General features: G+C 40.9%; 15 protein-coding genes. All 15 read right to left on the reverse strand.

Annotation, left to right across the window (positions count from 1 at the left end; all coding sequences use genetic code 11):
* Positions 1-66 precede the first annotated feature (66 nt).
* The 15 genes from acnA to ilvB all read right to left on the reverse strand — a co-directional run bounded on the left by acnA (position 67) and on the right by ilvB (position 17,168).
* Complete coding sequence (gene acnA, locus KTHG_RS05885) at positions 67-2,775, reverse strand: aconitate hydratase AcnA (RefSeq protein ID WP_139992162.1); 2,709 nt, start codon at positions 2,773-2,775, stop codon at positions 67-69.
* Positions 2,776-2,921: 146 nt separating this feature from the next.
* Positions 2,922-3,314: a thiol-disulfide oxidoreductase DCC family protein gene (locus tag KTHG_RS05890; protein ID WP_139992164.1), complete on the reverse strand. Its 393-nt coding sequence runs from the start codon at positions 3,312-3,314 to the stop codon at positions 2,922-2,924.
* 173 nt (positions 3,315-3,487) lie between these two features.
* Positions 3,488-4,192, reverse strand: coding sequence for a LutC/YkgG family protein (locus KTHG_RS05895; protein ID WP_139992166.1), 705 nt, complete (start codon positions 4,190-4,192; stop codon positions 3,488-3,490).
* Positions 4,192-5,622 (reverse strand): LutB/LldF family L-lactate oxidation iron-sulfur protein, encoded by a 1,431-nt coding sequence (locus KTHG_RS05900; protein WP_139992168.1) that lies wholly within the window; start codon positions 5,620-5,622, stop codon positions 4,192-4,194. Before KTHG_RS05900 ends, KTHG_RS05895 begins: the two co-directional genes overlap by 1 nt.
* A gap of 3 nt (positions 5,623-5,625) precedes the next feature.
* Complete coding sequence (locus KTHG_RS05905) at positions 5,626-6,351, reverse strand: (Fe-S)-binding protein (RefSeq protein WP_126990118.1); 726 nt, start codon at positions 6,349-6,351, stop codon at positions 5,626-5,628.
* A 156-nt stretch (positions 6,352-6,507) separates the two neighbouring features.
* Positions 6,508-7,209 (reverse strand): hypothetical protein, encoded by a 702-nt coding sequence (locus tag KTHG_RS05910; RefSeq protein WP_139992170.1) that lies wholly within the window; start codon positions 7,207-7,209, stop codon positions 6,508-6,510.
* Between the two features lie 43 nt (positions 7,210-7,252).
* Positions 7,253-8,107: a tetratricopeptide repeat protein gene (locus KTHG_RS05915; protein ID WP_139992172.1), complete on the reverse strand. Its 855-nt coding sequence runs from the start codon at positions 8,105-8,107 to the stop codon at positions 7,253-7,255.
* Positions 8,108-8,632: 525 nt separating this feature from the next.
* Entirely contained in the window at positions 8,633-8,893 is a 261-nt protein-coding gene (locus tag KTHG_RS05920) for a hypothetical protein (RefSeq protein WP_139992173.1), read from the reverse strand.
* Positions 8,894-9,110: 217 nt separating this feature from the next.
* Entirely contained in the window at positions 9,111-9,701 is a 591-nt protein-coding gene (leuD, locus tag KTHG_RS05925) for a 3-isopropylmalate dehydratase small subunit (RefSeq protein ID WP_126990122.1), read from the reverse strand.
* Positions 9,702-9,713: 12 nt separating this feature from the next.
* Positions 9,714-11,120, reverse strand: coding sequence for a 3-isopropylmalate dehydratase large subunit (gene leuC, locus KTHG_RS05930; protein ID WP_139992175.1), 1,407 nt, complete (start codon positions 11,118-11,120; stop codon positions 9,714-9,716).
* 16 nt (positions 11,121-11,136) lie between these two features.
* Complete coding sequence (gene leuB, locus KTHG_RS05935; protein ID WP_126990124.1) at positions 11,137-12,231, reverse strand: 3-isopropylmalate dehydrogenase; 1,095 nt, start codon at positions 12,229-12,231, stop codon at positions 11,137-11,139.
* Positions 12,232-12,303: 72 nt separating this feature from the next.
* Positions 12,304-13,842, reverse strand: coding sequence for a 2-isopropylmalate synthase (locus tag KTHG_RS05940; RefSeq protein ID WP_126990125.1), 1,539 nt, complete (start codon positions 13,840-13,842; stop codon positions 12,304-12,306).
* Position 13,843: 1 nt separating this feature from the next.
* Complete coding sequence (ilvC, locus tag KTHG_RS05945; RefSeq protein WP_126990126.1) at positions 13,844-14,860, reverse strand: ketol-acid reductoisomerase; 1,017 nt, start codon at positions 14,858-14,860, stop codon at positions 13,844-13,846.
* Positions 14,861-14,904: 44 nt separating this feature from the next.
* Positions 14,905-15,420 (reverse strand): acetolactate synthase small subunit, encoded by a 516-nt coding sequence (gene ilvN / locus KTHG_RS05950; protein ID WP_126990127.1) that lies wholly within the window; start codon positions 15,418-15,420, stop codon positions 14,905-14,907.
* Positions 15,417-17,168: a biosynthetic-type acetolactate synthase large subunit gene (ilvB, locus tag KTHG_RS05955; protein ID WP_126990128.1), complete on the reverse strand. Its 1,752-nt coding sequence runs from the start codon at positions 17,166-17,168 to the stop codon at positions 15,417-15,419. Before ilvB ends, ilvN begins: the two co-directional genes overlap by 4 nt.
* Between the last annotated feature and the right edge of the window lie 51 nt (positions 17,169-17,219).

Consider the following 17,219-nt stretch of genomic DNA (forward strand, 5'->3'; position numbering starts at 1 on the left):
ATAAAAATTATATAAAAAAAGAAGATAAGGTGCAAACCTTATCTTCTTACAAGCATACGCTTCAAATTATTTGTTTTCAGCTAATTTGTTACGTAATACCATTTGTAGGATACCGCCGTTACGGTAGTAATCTACTTCCACTTCTGAGTCAAAACGAGCTAATACGTCGAATTTAACTTCAGAACCGTCAGCTTTAGTAGCTGTTACAGTTAAGATATCGCGAGGTTTAACGCCTTCAGCGATGTTTACTGCGAATGTTTCGTCACCTTTTAAGCCTAGTGATTCAGCGTTGTCACCATTTAAGAATTGTAATGGAAGAACACCCATGAATACTAAGTTAGAACGGTGAATACGTTCGTATGATTCAGCGATAACTGTTTTAACGCCTAGTAAGTTAGTACCTTTGGCAGCCCAGTCACGAGATGAACCCATACCGTAGTCTTTACCAGCTAATACTACTAAACCAGTGTTTGTTTCAGCATATTTCATTGCAGCATCGTAAATGTACTCAACATCACCTGTTGGCCAGTAAGTAGTGAAACCACCTTCTGTACCTGGAGCGATTTGGTTACGGATACGGATGTTTGCGAATGTACCACGCATCATAACTTCGTGGTTACCACGACGAGAACCGTAAGAGTTGAAGTTACGGATTTCAACACCGTTTTCAATCAGGTATTTACCTGCTGGTGTTTCTTTACCAATTGCACCTGCTGGTGAAATGTGGTCAGTTGTGATAGAGTCACCAAACTTAGCTAATACGCGTAAACCAGAAAGTGTTTCGATATCTTCTGGAGTAGCAGATAAGTTTTGGAAGAATGGTGGGTTTTGGATATAAGTTGATTTAGTATCGAACTCATATAAAGTGTCAGTTGAAGTTTCGATTGCGTTCCAAGCTTCGTTAGCAGTGAATACAGTTTCATATTCTTTTTGGAATAGGTCACGAGTTACAACTTGGTTTAATACAGCGTTGATTTCATCAGTTGTAGGCCAGATATCATCGAAGAATACATCGTTGCCATCTTTGTCTTTACCGAATGAATCTTCACGTAGGTCGATATCAACTGTACCAGCTAATGCGTAAGCTACAACTAATGGAGGAGCAGCTAAGTAGTTAGCTTTTACAAGTGGGTGAACACGGCCTTCGAAGTTACGGTTACCAGAAAGTACTGAAGTTACGAATAAATCATTTGATTTGATTGCATCTTCGATTTCTGGAAGTAATGGACCTGAGTTACCGATACATGTAGTACAGCCGTAACCTACAGTGTTGAAACCTAATTGATCTAGGTATTCAGTTAAACCAGAATCATTTAGGTAACCAGTTACAACTTTTGAACCTGGTGCTAATGAAGTTTTAACCCATTTAGGAACAGTTAAGCCTTTTTCAACCGCTTTTTTAGCTACAAGACCAGCAGCGATTAAAACGTATGGGTTAGAAGTATTTGTACAAGAAGTGATTGCAGCGATTGCTACAGCACCTGCAGGGATTTCAACATCGCCTTCAGCGAATTTAGCTGTAGAAGATTTAGTGAATTCTTCTTCAGTTAAGCCGAAACCTTGTACGCCTGATGGAGCTACAACTACTTCGTGGTAGCGTTTTTTCATGTTTGATAATGGAATTAAATCTTGTGGACGTTTAGGACCAGAAAGATTTGGTTCGATAGCATTTAAATCGATTTCTACTACTGAAGTGTAGTTAGGTTCTAAAGTTGGATCGAAGAACATGTTGTTCGCTTTTAAGTAAGCTTCTACAACAGCGATGTGTTCTTCGTCACGACCTGTTAAACGCATGTAGTTTAATGATTCTTCATCGATTGCGAAGAAACCACAAGTAGCACCGTATTCAGGAGCCATGTTTGAAATTGTAGCACGGTCAGCTAATGGAAGACCTACAACGCCAGGACCGAAGAACTCAACAAATTTGTTAACTACGCCTTTTTTACGTAATTCTTGAGTTACTTTAAGTGCTAAGTCAGTTGCAGTTGTGCCTGAAGGTAATTTACCTGATAATTTTACACCGATTACTTCTGGAACTGGGAAGTAAGAAGGTTGTCCTAACATACCAGCTTCAGCTTCGATACCACCAACGCCCCATCCAAGAACGCCGATACCATTGATCATTGTTGTATGAGAGTCAGTACCTACTACTGAGTCAGGGAATGTTTCGAATGTACCGTCAGCGTTTTCGTTAACGTGTACTACTGGAGCTAAATACTCTAAGTTTACTTGGTGAACGATACCAGTTGCTGGTGGTACTGCACGGAAGTTGTTGTAAGCAGTTTGAGCCCATTTTAAGAAGTTATAACGTTCAGCGTTACGTTCGAATTCAAGGTCCATGTTTGCTTTAAGTGCAGCAGCGTTACCGTATTTATCAACTTGTACAGAGTGGTCAATTACTAAATCAACTGGAATTGCAGGGTTGATTTCGTCTGGGTTACCACCCATGTCTTTCATTGCTGTACGTAGAGAAGTTAAATCTACTACTACTGGTACACCAGTGAAATCTTGTAATACTACGCGAGATGGTTTAAATGGTACTTCACCAGTTGTGTCTGCTTCTTTTGTACCCCATTTTGCTAAGTTATCTACGTGCTCTTCTTTGATTACGTAGTTGTCATATTGACGTAATACTGATTCAAGTAATACTTTGATTGAGTAAGGTAAGTTAGATACTTTTGCTACGCCTGCTTCTTCAATCGCGTTAAGGTTATAATAGTTGTACGTTTTACCATTAACTTCGAAAGATGCGCGGCTGTTGTGTAAGTTTGCCATTATTGATGGTCCCCCTCTAATATGTTCATAATGAAAAGGTTACAAATTTTGTACTACTTTTCTCCAAAACCAATGATACCGAACGACAGCACATAAGTAAATAAAATTATTTTTATGCGTTGTGATAAGTTTTATTTATGACCTTGTTAGTGGATGAAGCGTTTCCGTTCATTTTCTGATGGGATTTTGCATGTTTTACTAACTTTCGATAAGGAATATCTATTTTTCGCAACAATATCATACAGCTGGTTACTGAATGCTTTAGGGATGTATTTTCCAAAATGCATAAAATGATATGGCTTTTTCAAATAACGCGCAACGAAAAAGATTGCCTGTGACTTTGTATAAATGGCATTTTGATGTTTGACAACGACTGTATTTAAATCCTTTACGAGCACTCCCGGTAATTCCTGTGCCGCTAATTCGCCTTGTAGCGGTGCAAATAGAAAACTTTCACTAGTTTCATGGTCTAAAATAAACTGAACAGCGGAAGAACAAAATCCACAGTCACCATCATAAAATAAAATTGGTCTACTCATTCATACTGCCTTCCTTCAATATTATGGCCTCTAAAACACTCGTTTGACTGATTTTTACTACATAAGTAGTGAATTTTCAAAATTTACGAGCATTTTATCCACTTTCATTATACGAAATTATACAAAAAAAATCCACCTTCCTTCTATTATAATAGAAGGGAAGATGGAAAACGTTAACAATCTGTTAACACAATATAGGTCGCTTCTACTGGTCCATGAACCCCAACGACTAGTTTCATTTCAATATCCGCTGAATTACTAGGACCTGAAACATAATCGATAGCATGTGGTAATAGCTCACCACGATCTACACGTTGCTGAATTGCTTGTGATGCCTGCGTCATACGAGGTAGTAACGAGCTTTGTGGAATAATAGCGACAAATGCATGTGGTAATAAGCCAACCGCTTTCCCGGCCCCGTCTGCTGAATACAACACAACCGTTCCCGATTCCGCTAACGCATATTCACTAAATACGAGGCCAATACGCGCAGCATTTGCTTCTGCAAAATTTTCTTCACGCGTTTTTTGATTACTCCATGTATACACCGCCGTATTTTGCGCTGGCAATATTGTAGTGAATAACGACGTTAAGCCATACTCTGCAAAGCGTGGATCATCCCATACAGACAACGGACCACCGTATTTGTTGACAACTTGCGCCACCGCTTCGGATAAATTTTCGCGTGTTGTTTCCACAACATCTGTATGAATGCGTGTGCACTGCTCTTTAAATGCCACAAGTAATTCCGCATTATTCATTGGCGTATAATGTTGCTCCTGTGGTCGATGTTGCCATTTACGCGCTGGTTTTTTTGTCGTATTGACATCACGCTGTAGTCGAGAGGCAAGTGTTGCTAAAAATTGTGTTTTTTCCATTATGCTTTCCCACCTTTATCACGTTTATCAAACCAATCACGTAAACTTTCCCTTTTAGGCGCTGGAAAGTCCCGTATATCCGTCCAAGCTTTTAATGGTCCCGGTCCTTTTGAAATCATATCATCTTTTGCAAATGGGCGAATGGCCGTTGCCGCAACTTTTGTGCCGAGACGATATAGTGGCGAACGCGAGGCACCAAATTCAAATAATTTCATCATCGCACCTTCCGCTACTGGCGCACGTCCTTCTTCTTCGACAATAACTTGGCGATGCTTTAATAATAATTCATGTAACGGAATTTTCACCGGACATACATCGGTACATGCACCACATAGGCTAGAGGCATAAGGTAATTCTTTATAATCATCATAGCCTGCTAATAATGGTGTCAGTACCGCACCAATCGGCCCTGAATAAATCGAATTGTACGAATGCCCGCCGATATGACGATACACCGGACAAGTATTAACACATGCACCACAGCGAATACATTGCAGCACCTCTTCAAAGTCTCCACCTAAAATCGATGAACGACCATTATCCAATACAACGAGGTGGAATTCCTCAGGACCATCTACTTCATCGCGATGCTTTGGCCCTGTGACAATATTGACATAGCTCGATAATTTTTGCCCAACTGCACTACGTGTTAGCATACTTACTAATACATCGAGCTCCTCCATCGACGGCACAAGACGCTCCATCCCCATGACTGCAATATGCGTTTTTGGAATCGTTGTGACAAGGCCGCCATTGCCTTCATTCGTAACTAAACAAATCGAGCCGCTATCTGCAACAGCAAAATTACAGCCCGTCACCCCTAAATCTGCCGTTAAAAATTCATCCCGTAAAATACCGCGCACATAGCGTGCTAGTTCGCCCGCTTCGGATGTATTTTGTGGGTCATAGCCCAACTTTTCAACGAATACCTCTTTAATTTGGTCTTTATTTTTATGCAATGACGGTGCAACAATATGTGATGGCTTATCGCCTTCTAATTGAAGAATATACTCTCCTAAATCCGTTTCAAGCACTTGGCAACCCTCTGCCTCTAAGGCTTCATTTAAGCTAATTTCTTCGGTGACCATTGATTTTGATTTCACAATTTTTTTGGCGTTTTTTTGACGTACGACCTCACGAATATACGCATTGGCGTCTTCTGCATCGCGAGCAAAATGTACATGACCACCTGCTTTTTCGACATTGCTTGCAAGCTCGTGTAAATAGTAATCTAAGTTTTCTAGCACATGCTGGCGAATTTCCTGCGCATGGTTTCGCCACTCTTCCCAGTCACCTAATTCCTCCACAGCATCTAGGCGCTTTGTATACAAATGATTTTGTGCAGATGCAACAGCACCTCGCATAAAATCATTTTGTAAATTTTCTTCTACATTATCATTAAATTTATGTTGGTTAAATTGAATCGCCATTCGCTACACCCCCTCATGCTGCGTTAAAACTTCCGCAATATGCATCGTTGTCATTTTTTCACCACGACGATGCATACGCCCATTAATATTCATCATGCATCCTCCATCTGAGGCAATTAAATAGTCTGCATCGGTTTGCAGTGCACAATCTACTTTTTCATCGACCATTTGCTCTGAAATGTCGCCCATTTTCACAGAGAATGTGCCACCAAAACCACAGCAATTATGCGCATTCGGCAGTTCTACAAGCTCTAGCCCTTTGACATGCTGTAATAAAATACGTGGCTCATCTTTGACGCCGAGTAAACGCGTCATATGACAAGATGAATGATACGTCACGCGATGGGGAAAACTAGCTCCTACATCGGTTACGCCCAATACGTTGACTAAAAATTCTGTTAATTCATGCGTTTTATCAGCTACAAGCTGTGCTTTCTTTGCATAAATAGGATCATCCGCAAAAATATGCGGGTATTCCTTAAACATTGTTGCGCATGAGCCAGATGGTGTCACAATACATTCTTCATGTAAAAATGTATCAATCATATGGCGCATCGGTTCCTTAGCATCTTTTACATATCCAGAATTATATGCTGGCTGCCCACAGCAAACCTGCCCTTTTGGAAAGGTCACCTCACACCCAAGTGACTCGAGTAATTGTACCGTTGCTTTCCCTACATTTGTTTGAAATACATCGACTAAACATGTCGCAAATAATGCCACTTTCATCAAACATTCCCCCTCAAAAATGGATAATTGGCTATATGACTAAGTATAACGCTGTCAATCATTGGAATACTTACTATTCCAAAAAAGAATAGTTCTTATCGTTATGCCTACTTTTCGGAATACAAAAAGCAGGAAACGCTTTTTACGTTTCCTGCTTCATTTATACATAAGCTGTGCCTCATAAGCGCGGTGTAATTGCTGTTGTAGATTCAGTGTTAGCAATATGAATGGCTGATGCTGATACACGCGCCTCACAAGCTGATTCAGCCGTTCTGGCGCTGTAACGGCTAAAAAGCATCTTGTTTGCTGGCTATCTACCGTTACTAAAAGAAGCTGGTCAATATCCGCTAAATCGCTTAATGCGCGCTCCGCCTGTAGCATAAAATCATAGCCTGGATACTGCTGTTCAAATCTCTCGATAATCGGCGCAATATACTTTTTTAAATTCGCCCATGTTTGCGGTTCATCGAGCCAGGTCATCGTATAGGCAATCGCCCATTTCAGTTCATAATGGGCTGGTTTATCCATTAACAACCTTGCATCCTCTGCCTCATACCACTGCTCAAAGTAGCAAAGCGCATCAATCATTACCATATGCTGTGGTAGTTGCTGCGTATGCAATGCCTGACGCAATGCATCAATTTTAGTGCACATTTCTGAGTTTGCTGTCGGCTCATATAATGCAAGATGCACATGCGCACAGTCTGCCAAAATTTGTCGCACAATACTCACTTGCTGAAAACGCGGCAATTGCAATACCGTTTTAGCTTCATTCATATTTTGCCGTTCAAAATCGTCTCGAAGCTGGAGTGATAGCTGCTGCTCTAGCATAAGTAGTTGTTCGATATGGTGTCGCATATGCGCCACCTCCCTTTTAACTGCTATTCCCGCTTTCATTTTCTTAAAAACGCGCTAGTTTTTCTTTTGCTTGTGTATCACCTTGTAATGCCGCACGTTGATACCAATATTTCGCCTTTTGTAAATTTTGCATCGTCCCAATGCCTTCTTCATAGCAAAAGCCCACATTGTATTCTCCTTCGACATCTTGCCCTGTTGCTGCTTGTAAATACCAGATGAACGCCTCATCAAATGCCGCACGTTGCATTGCTTTATGCCCTAAATAATTTGCCGCATATAAATCGCCATTATTTGCTGCCTGTTCAAACCAATAAAGAGAAGTCTCCTCATCTAATTCAACGCCGACACCTTTTTCAAACATATACCCAAGCGTAAACATCGACTCAGATACACCAAGCATTGCCGCTTTTGAAAACCAATGATATGCGATTTCATCGTTTTGCGGCACTGTTTCGCCGCGGAAATACATATCTGCGTAATTATTCATCGCATCTGCAAGCCCAGCCTTCGCCGCATACTCATAATACGAAAAGGCTTTTTCAATATTTTCATCAACACCAATGCCTTCATAATAAAAGTTTCCTAACCAGTACATTGCCGCTAAATAGCCGTTGTCTGCCGCAAGCTCAAAGCAACTCACACTAAGCGCCATCATACCAATACCACGATATAAGTGTCCCAACTCATATTGCGCTTCTTTTTGATTCGCTACACTTTGCTGTAACAAGTTCACTGCCTCTGCTACTAGTACATCATCAATAAAGACAGGCTCGCTTTGATCACCGCTTGGATTTTGCAATTCTTGCTGCATTTTTTTAATTAACACATGGGTATCACTATGTATAGCCGCGAGTTGTTGTTGTAGTAATTGCTCGCGTGTTTGTTTATTAAATTCCATACGTCCGCTCACTCCTCAATAAGTTGAGTATAGCACTTTATTCGCACTAAAAAAAGAACCGCCCGAAGCGATTCCTTTTTATGTGTTCTATTGTAAAACCCTTTGTTTGAACGCTGAACATATCGTATCTGCCCTTTTAAACACTATGTATAGGCTAAGATAACCCCTTATCTTAACGTACGATACGACATTTCAGTATTTCTTCCGTTGACAGAATGCTTACACCCCTTTTGTAAAAGCTCTGTCAAGCTGTTATGATACAGATTATTCAGAAGAAATATTCCATATCGGCATCAATAACGCTCGATCTCTCCCATAAAATCGATTGTTTATAAAAATGTAATAAATATTCTTAATAGATGATGCCATATGTTTTAACATTTTCTATTTTACCATCGGAATAGTTTATTTGTACAGTATTTTTTATAATTTTTTAATTAATCTGTTATAAGACAATAATAAAAAGGCCACCTCATCATCCCCTAGATTTGACAGCCCTTTATCCCTTATTTGATTGTAATAATATTAAAATAATTTAGCAAAATCTCCTGCTTTTGAAGAAATGACTTGCTCGAATTGATGCATCTCAATGCGATCTGCATTATCGACTAATCGTTTTTCAACAATACCGCGCTCATTAATCATTGCTTCGATTGGCTTTAATTGATTACGATGTAGTTTCATCATTAAGTGACCGTCCATCTCATATCGAATCCCTTTTGATGTTTTATCTCGTTGAATACTTGCTGCTTGTAACGATTGAATTGCTTCTACAAAGTTGTTCATGCTGTACACTCCTTTTATTCATAAGATAGTCTACTATTGCCGTTTTCTTTTTTCGTAAAACACAGTGTTTTTCCTTTTTTAGGAATATCATGCATATAGTAGTGAATCTATTCCATTTCAATGCAAAAATACACATAAAAACCGTCTTCTCTTGTTTACAATCCTACAAAAAAAGCAGGAAACCGTTGTATCCGTTTCCTGCTTGCTTTATGCGTTATTACACAAATGCCTTATGAGATTGTTCGTATTTCTTAATATACTCATCATATTGAATTGTTAACGAAATTTCATCCCAACCATTTAATAATGTCTCTTTATAATAGCCATCAATGTCGAAATGATACACTTTGTCACCTACCGTTACCGTTTGCTGCGCTAAATTAACAATAGCTTCCGTTGGATTTGCTTCTGCTGTCGCTAAAATCTCTTCCACTTCTGGAATCGATAATTCAATCGGTAAAATACCATTTTTAAAGCAGTTGTTATGGAAAATATCCGCATAACTCGGTGCAATAATCACATTAAAACCATAGTCTAAGATGGCCCATGGTGCATGTTCACGAGAAGAGCCACAGCCAAAGTTATCATGTGCGACTAAAATGCTTGACCCTTTGTATTGCGGCTGATTTAAGACGAAATCTTCAATTGGATTTCCTTGTGCATCGAAACGCCAGTGATAAAAAACATATTGACCAAAGCCTGTGCGCTCAATACGTTTTAAAAATTCTTTTGAAATGATTTGATCGGTATCTACGTTTTTACGATTTAATGGCGTTAATACACTGTTTACTTGATTGATTGGTTTCATTCGGCTCTCCTCCTATACAGATGCTTTCATAATTTCTCGAACGTCAACGAAATGACCAGCGATTGCGGCTGCTGCGGCCATTGGAGGCGATACTAAATGCGTACGTGAGCCCGCACCTTGACGACCTTCAAAGTTACGATTAGATGTTGACGCACAGCGTTCACCAGCAGGTACCACGTCCTCATTCATCGCTAAGCACATCGAACAACCAGATTCGCGCCATTCAAAGCCTGCATTTAAGAATACTTGATCTAGCCCTTCTGCTTCTGCTTGCTGTTTGACAGAATAAGAACCTGGTACAACGATTGCACGTACACCATCATGCACTTTCTGTCCTTGGATAACTGCTGCAGCTGCACGTAAATCATGTAAACGAGAGTTTGTACACGAACCGATAAAGACATGTTGAATGGCGATGTCCGTAATTGGGGTGCCTGCTTCTAAATCCATATATGTTAATGCTTTTTCAAGTGCTTGTTTATCTGATTCTTCTGCGAAGTCAGCTGCTGTTGGCACCGTTTGTGAGACGCCAACCCCCATAGATGGGTTTGTGCCCCATGTCACGATTGGCTCGATTTCAGATGCTTGAATAATGCGAACTTCATCGTATGTGGCATCTGCATCAGACGCTAGTGATAACCAATGTGTCGCAGCTTCTTCAAATTGCTGTTGTGGCGCGAATTTACGCCCTTTAAGATAATCAACGGTAATTTGGTCTGGTGAAATTAGTCCCGCTTTTGCACCCGCTTCAATCGACATATTACAAATCGTCATACGTTCTTCCATTGATAGCTTATGGATGGCATCACCAGTAAATTCAACGATATGTCCCGTACCCATATCAATACCGAATTTCGCAATAATGGCTAAAATAATATCTTTTGCCGCAACACCAAAGCCTAATTCACCTTCAACGCGTACTTCCATCGTTTTCGGTTTATTTTGCCATAAAGTTTGCGTGCTGAGTACATGTTCTACTTCAGATGTTCCAATTCCAAAAGCAATGGCACCAAAAGCACCATGTGTCGATGTATGCGAGTCGCCACAAACAATTGTTTTACCCGGCTGTGTTAAGCCCAGTTGTGGCCCAATAACATGGACAATCCCTTGGTCTGGGTGGCCCATATCTGCTAGCTCTATACCAAATTCCTTACAATTATCAGCAAGTGTCATAATTTGCTTTTTAGCAATCGGGTCATTGATGACTGGTAAATTTTGCGTTGGTACGTTGTGATCCATCGTTGCAAATGTTAAATCTGGACGACGCACTTGGCGATTGTTTAAGCGTAAGCCTTCAAATGCTTGTGGACTCGTTACTTCATGGACTAAATGTAGGTCGATGAATAATAAATCCGGTTTACCAGGCTCCTCATAAACGATGTGATTATCCCAAACTTTTTCAATAATATTTTTTCCCATATGTCGTCATCCTTTCTTATAGTAGATTTGCTAATGTATCAGGTACATACGATGGATTAATTTCTGCAATAACTTTTTCTGTCCATTCATCTGTTGATAATGCGGCTGTTCCTTTTGCCGCCATATCGCCTGTGAAGAACCCTTGCTCAAATACGCGCGCAACAGCTTGCTCAATTTCTTTTGCTTCATCTGATAATTCAAACGTATATTGCAAAAGCATCGCCGCAGATAAAATCGTTGCAGCAGGATTCGCAATGCCTTGACCTGCAATATCTGGTGCTGAGCCATGGACTGGTTCGTATAAACCAAAGTTATCGCCACGCATAGATGCAGAAGGTAGCACCCCTAGTGAACCTGTAATAACAGAGGCTTCATCTGATAAAATATCACCAAACATATTTTCCGTTACGATGACATCATAGGAAGCGGGGTTCGTAATTAATTTCATTGCTGTTGAGTCAACTAAGCTATGTTCTACTTCCACATCTGGGTAATCCGCTTTTTTCTCCTCAACAATTTGGCGCCATAAGCGAGATGTATCGAGTACATTCGCCTTATCTACCGATGTTAAACGTTTGTTGCGTAGGCGAGCTAACTGGAAGGCATTGTCGACAATGCGCTCGATTTCTTTACGGCTATATGTGAGTGTGTCGTACGCATTTTCCTCATCGCGGTTACGTTCACCAAAGTAGAGACCTCCTGTTAATTCACGCACGATTAGTAAATCTACGTCCTTCACGTTTTCTTCTTTTAAAGGAGACGAGTGTAACATCGATGGAATCGCTTGAACCGGACGTAGGTTAGAGAATAAATCAAAGTGCTTACGAATGCGTAACAAGCCTTTTTCTGGGCGTAAATCTGATGGGTTATTGTCCCATTTTGGCCCTCCAACTGCACCTAATAAAATCGCATCGCTCGCCTCACATAAATCAATTGTTTCTTGAGGTAGCGGATCATTGAATTGATCAATTGCCGCACCACCAATAGCACCTACTGCGATGTGGAATGTATGATTGTATTTTTGTGCGATAGCTTGTAGTACTTGTACAGCACTTGACACGATCTCTGGACCGATGCCGTCACCTGGTAAAGCCGTAATTTTCTTTTCCATAAGAATGTCTCCCTTCAAAGTTAAACAGTATGTAATAGATGAGACTGCCCCGTTTGAGGCAGTCTCAAGTAGTTATGCTAATTCTTTTACTCGTAATTGCGCTTGAATAATTTCACGATTAATCGCATCAAGATACGCTTCAGCAGAAGCTTTCAAAACATCTTGTGCAGCGTCACGCCCACGATATTTACCATCTTTGTAAGCAATATTAATCACTGCTTCACCTAATGCATCGCGGCCTGAGCCAACAGATGATACGCGATAATCTAAAATTTTCACCGGTTCCTCGACTAATTTTTCAAGTGTATTGAAGATGGCTTCAACAGAACCTGAGCCAGTAGAAGCAACCGTTACTTCTTCACCCGAAGGTTTCGTTGCGCGTACCGTTGCAGTCGGAATATTTTCCGTACCATATTGTACTTGCACAGATTGTAAAACGTATTTCGGAATATCAGCTACTTCTAGCGTCTCATCCGTTAATAACGTCAATAAATCTTCTTCGGTAATTTCTTTTTTCTTATCTGCTAACTCTTTGAATGCAACAAATGCGTTTTGTAGACGATCATCTGCTAAATCAAAGCCCATCTCGATTGCCCGCTCTTTGAACGCATGACGACCTGAGTGTTTCCCTAGCACAAGTGGCACTTTATTTTCACCGACAAGCTCCGGTGTAATGATCTCATACGTCTCTGGATTTTTCAGTACACCGTCTTGGTGAATGCCTGACTCATGAGCGAAAGCATTTTTCCCAACGATAGCTTTGTTTGGCTGAACAGGAGAACCTGTCAATTTGCTAACAAGGCGAGATGTACGTGTAATTTCCGAAAGATTAAGACCTGTTTCCGTCTGATAAATATCGTTACGAATGTGTAGGGCGACACCGATTTCTTCTAGTGAGGCATTCCCTGCACGTTCGCCGATACCATTGATTGTACATTCTACTTGACGTGCACCATTTTCAATTGCTGCGATCGAATTCGCTACAGCCATTCCTAAATCATCATGACAATGAGATGAGAATTTCACTAAGTCACTGTTTGGAATTTCTTCAATCAAGTATTTGAATAATGCACCGTACTCAGCAGGACTTGCGTAGCCTACTGTATCTGGTACGTTAATCGTTGTAGCACCTGCTTTGATTACTTCATCGATGATGCGTACTAAAAATTCCTTATCCGAACGGAAGGCATCTTCAGCAGACCACTGAACAAGCGGGAAAAATTGCTTTGCATACTTTACAGCAGCAACACTCGCTTCAATCACTTCTTCAGGTGTTTTATTTAACTTATATTTCATGTGAATTGGACTCGTCGCAAGAAACACATGGATATGAGGGTTTTCAGCATGTTTAAGTGCTTCCCATGTCACATCAATATCTTTTTGCATCGCACGAGCTAATCCAGTCACAGTCGAATTTTTCACTGTTGTTGCGATACGTGATACAGCTTCGAAATCGCCAGGTGATGAAGCCGGGAATCCTGCTTCAATAATGGTGACACCTAGACGTTCTAGCTGCTTCGCAATTTCAAGTTTTTCTCCAGTATTTAAATTAATACCAGCTGACTGTTCTCCATCACGAAGGGTTGTATCAAAGATATCAATCTTCGTCATCTTATTTACCTACTACTTCAGCAGAAGCTTTTTGACCTACGAATGGCATCATTTCACGTAATTTAGCGCCAACTTGTTCGATTTGGTGATCTTTAACTGCTTGTTTTTTCGCAGTGTATTGTGGACGATTTGTTTCGTTTTCTTGAATCCATTCGCGAGCAAATGTACCGTTTTGGATGTCTGTTAATACGTCTTTCATTGCTGCTTTTGATTCAGCTGTTACAACGCGTGGACCTGAAACGTATTCGCCCCACTCAGCTGTATCAGATACTGAATAGTTCATGTTTTCGATACCGCCTTCGTACATTAGGTCAACGATTAATTTTAATTCGTGGAAACATTCGAAGTAAGCGATTTCTGGTTGGTAACCTGCTTCTACTAATGTTTCAAAGCCCGCTTTTACTAGCTCAACTGCGCCACCGCAAAGTACCGCTTGTTCACCGAATAAATCTGTTTCTGTTTCTTCTTTGAACGTTGTTTCAAGAACGCCTGCACGAGCTGCGCCAATTCCTTTAGAGTAAGCAAGGGCTAAATCTTTTGCTTGGCCAGTGGCATCTTGATAGACAGCGATTAATCCTGGTACACCAGCGCCTGCTTGGTATGTACGACGAACTAAATGTCCTGGTCCTTTTGGTGCGATGAGGAATACGTCCACATCAGCAGGTGCTACGATTTGTTCGAAGTGGATGTTGAAACCGTGAGCGAATACTAAAGCGTTACCAGCTACTAAACCTGGTGCGATTTCCGCTTCGTATACTGCTTTTTGTGTTTCGTCTGGAAGAAGAACCATGATTACATCTGCTTCTTGTGCAGCTTCTGCTACTGATTTTACGTCTAAGCCATCATTTTTCGCGCGATCTGCAGAGTTCCCTGGACGGATACCGATGCGTACATCAAAACCAGATTCTTTTAGGTTAAGTGCGTGTGCATGACCTTGTGAACCGTAACCGATTACTGCGATTTTTTTCCCTTCTAATACTTTCTCGTTGATGTCCTGATTGTAATACATTTGTGCCATAATGCTTTTCCCCCTAATGAATGTCATTTTTTTAGTATGTTAGTTTATTGTAAAAGCGATAGTTGTGTCTTCTGCTGAAGTTGCGAATCACGAACGAACGCTGTAACACCAGTACGTGTTAATTCTTTAATGCCATATGGCTTCACAAGCTCGATGAACGCATCGATTTTCTCTGGTGAGCCGACTACTTGATACGTTACGACATTTTTACCAATATCGATTACTTGCCCACGGAATGGGTCAACGATGGAGTTAATTTCACCGCGTAAATTCGGTGGCGCTACGACTTTGATTAACGCTAACTCGCGAATAACCGTTGATTTATCTGTGATGTCATTTACTTTAATCACATCGATTTGTTTCGATAATTGTTTAACGAGTTGTTCAATTTTGCCTTCATCTTCTACATTAACGATGAATGTCATTTTTGAAATTCCCGGCTGTTCAGTGTGGCCTACTGTGATGCTCTCAATATTAAATTGACGCTTCATCAATAGCCCGGTTACGCGGTTAAGTACCCCACTTTGATTAATTACTGTTACCGTAATGATACGTTTCATTCTTTTTCCACTCCAATCATCTCAGCTAGCCCTGCACCTGGTGCAACCATTGGTGTTACAAGCTCTAGTTGTTTTACGCGGCAGTCAACTAATACTGGACCGTCGTAATCTAAGGCCTCTTGTAGTTGCGCTTTCGCTGTTGCTGGATCATCGATGATAAAGCCCTTTACATCATATGCCTCTGCTAGCTTTAAGAAGTCTGGTTGTACCGGCATTAATGACGATGAGTAACGTTCATCGTAGAATGATTGTTGCCACTGTCTTACCATACCTAGACAGGCATTGTTTAGCATGATGACTTTTACTGGTAAATTAAATTCCTGTAATAACCCTAGCTCTTGTAGCGTCATTTGGAACCCTGCGTCGCCAACAACTGCGATAACTTGCTCATCAGGGAAGGCGAATTGCGCTCCGATGGCAGCTGGGAAACCGAATCCCATCGTACCAAGTCCACCGGATGTTACCCAGCGATGATCTTTTTTGAATGAGAAATACTGTGCGGCGAACATTTGATGTTGCCCAACATCCGTTGTCACAATTGCTTCCCCATTCGTTAACTCATTGACTGCTGCTAGTACTTGCTGTGGTAACAGTACGCCTTGTTCATCTTCCTCGTACCAATACGGATATTGTGTACGCCAGTCATTTAGTTGCGTTGTCCATTCAGAGAAATCTGCTGTATCAAAATCTTGTTTTAATAACGCTTTTAATGCTTCTTTCGCGTCGGATACGATTGGCACATCTGTCGGTACATTTTTGCCGATTTCTGCTGGGTCCACGTCGATGTGAATCACAGTAGCATTTGGTGCGAATTTTGATAAATTCCCTGTTAGACGGTCATCGAAGCGGGCACCGATATTTAGTAGAACATCGGCTTCTGAAATCCCCATATTCGATGCGTACGTACCATGCATCCCTGCCATACCGTAGAAGTTTGCATGATCATTATCGATTGTCCCCAAGCCTAATAATGTATTTACGACTGGGAAGTTATGACGCTCGATAAATTCATTGAATTCTTGTTTAGCATCGGCTGCGAGTACGCCAGCACCTGCAAGAATAATTGGTTTTTTTGCGGTTTTTAATAGCTCTACCGCTTTTTTGATTTGCAAGTAATTGGGACGTAATGTTGGTTGATAGCCTGGTAAGTTGATTGGCTCATCGACATACGCCTCGCTATCAAAGATGGCATTGGCAATATTTTTTGGGAAGTCAACGACAACTGGCCCTTTACGACCTGTATTGGCAATATGGAATGCCTCTTTAATAATGCGTGGTACATCTTGTACATCTTTAATTTGATAATTATGCTTTGTAATTGGCTGTGTGATTCCTACGATATCTGCTTCTTGGAATGCATCCGTTCCAACGACCGTTGTGGCTACTTGACCAGTGAATACTACTAATGGAAGGGAATCCATCATCGCATCCGTAATACCTGTAACTAGGTTTGTCGCTCCTGGCCCTGATGTAGCAATGACGACACCCGGTCTCCCTGTCACACGTGCATAGCCCTCCGCTGCATGGATTGCGCCTTGCTCGTGGCGTGCTAAAATGTGTTTGATTGGGTTGCGGTATAATGCGTCATATAATGGTAAGACTGCACCACCTGGGTAACCGAAAATAATATCAACATCTTGATCTTTCAGTGCTTCAATAAATACTTCTGCACCTGTTTTCGGTTTTGTCTTCGTTTCTTGCTCTTGTGCCTGTGTTGGATGATTTGCTAGTTCAAGTTCTGCGCTCATTCGTATGGCTCCTCCCTATTCAGTTAATTATTCACGAAAAAAAGTTTTCTC

The organism is Kurthia sp. Dielmo (genome assembly GCF_000307285.2).
GTDB lineage: Bacteria > Bacillota > Bacilli > Bacillales_A > Planococcaceae > Kurthia > Kurthia populi.

Coding starts and splice junctions, on each gene's coding strand:
- KTHG_RS05940 (WP_126990125.1), bottom strand. CDS start 13,842: ATGACGAAGATTGATATCTTTGATACAACCCTTCGTGATGGAGAACAG.
- ilvN (WP_126990127.1), bottom strand. CDS start 15,420: ATGAAACGTATCATTACGGTAACAGTAATTAATCAAAGTGGGGTACTT.
- KTHG_RS05890 (WP_139992164.1), bottom strand. CDS start 3,314: ATGAGTAGACCAATTTTATTTTATGATGGTGACTGTGGATTTTGTTCT.
- ilvB (WP_126990128.1), bottom strand. CDS start 17,168: ATGAGCGCAGAACTTGAACTAGCAAATCATCCAACACAGGCACAAGAG.
- acnA (WP_139992162.1), bottom strand. CDS start 2,775: ATGGCAAACTTACACAACAGCCGCGCATCTTTCGAAGTTAATGGTAAA.
- leuB (WP_126990124.1), bottom strand. CDS start 12,231: ATGGAAAAGAAAATTACGGCTTTACCAGGTGACGGCATCGGTCCAGAG.
- leuC (WP_139992175.1), bottom strand. CDS start 11,120: ATGGGAAAAAATATTATTGAAAAAGTTTGGGATAATCACATCGTTTAT.
- KTHG_RS05900 (WP_139992168.1), bottom strand. CDS start 5,622: ATGGCGATTCAATTTAACCAACATAAATTTAATGATAATGTAGAAGAA.
- leuD (WP_126990122.1), bottom strand. CDS start 9,701: ATGAAACCAATCAATCAAGTAAACAGTGTATTAACGCCATTAAATCGT.
- KTHG_RS05905 (WP_126990118.1), bottom strand. CDS start 6,351: ATGAAAGTGGCATTATTTGCGACATGTTTAGTCGATGTATTTCAAACA.
- KTHG_RS05915 (WP_139992172.1), bottom strand. CDS start 8,107: ATGGAATTTAATAAACAAACACGCGAGCAATTACTACAACAACAACTC.
- ilvC (WP_126990126.1), bottom strand. CDS start 14,860: ATGGCACAAATGTATTACAATCAGGACATCAACGAGAAAGTATTAGAA.
- KTHG_RS05910 (WP_139992170.1), bottom strand. CDS start 7,209: ATGCGACACCATATCGAACAACTACTTATGCTAGAGCAGCAGCTATCA.
- KTHG_RS05895 (WP_139992166.1), bottom strand. CDS start 4,192: ATGGAAAAAACACAATTTTTAGCAACACTTGCCTCTCGACTACAGCGT.
- KTHG_RS05920 (WP_139992173.1), bottom strand. CDS start 8,893: ATGAACAACTTTGTAGAAGCAATTCAATCGTTACAAGCAGCAAGTATT.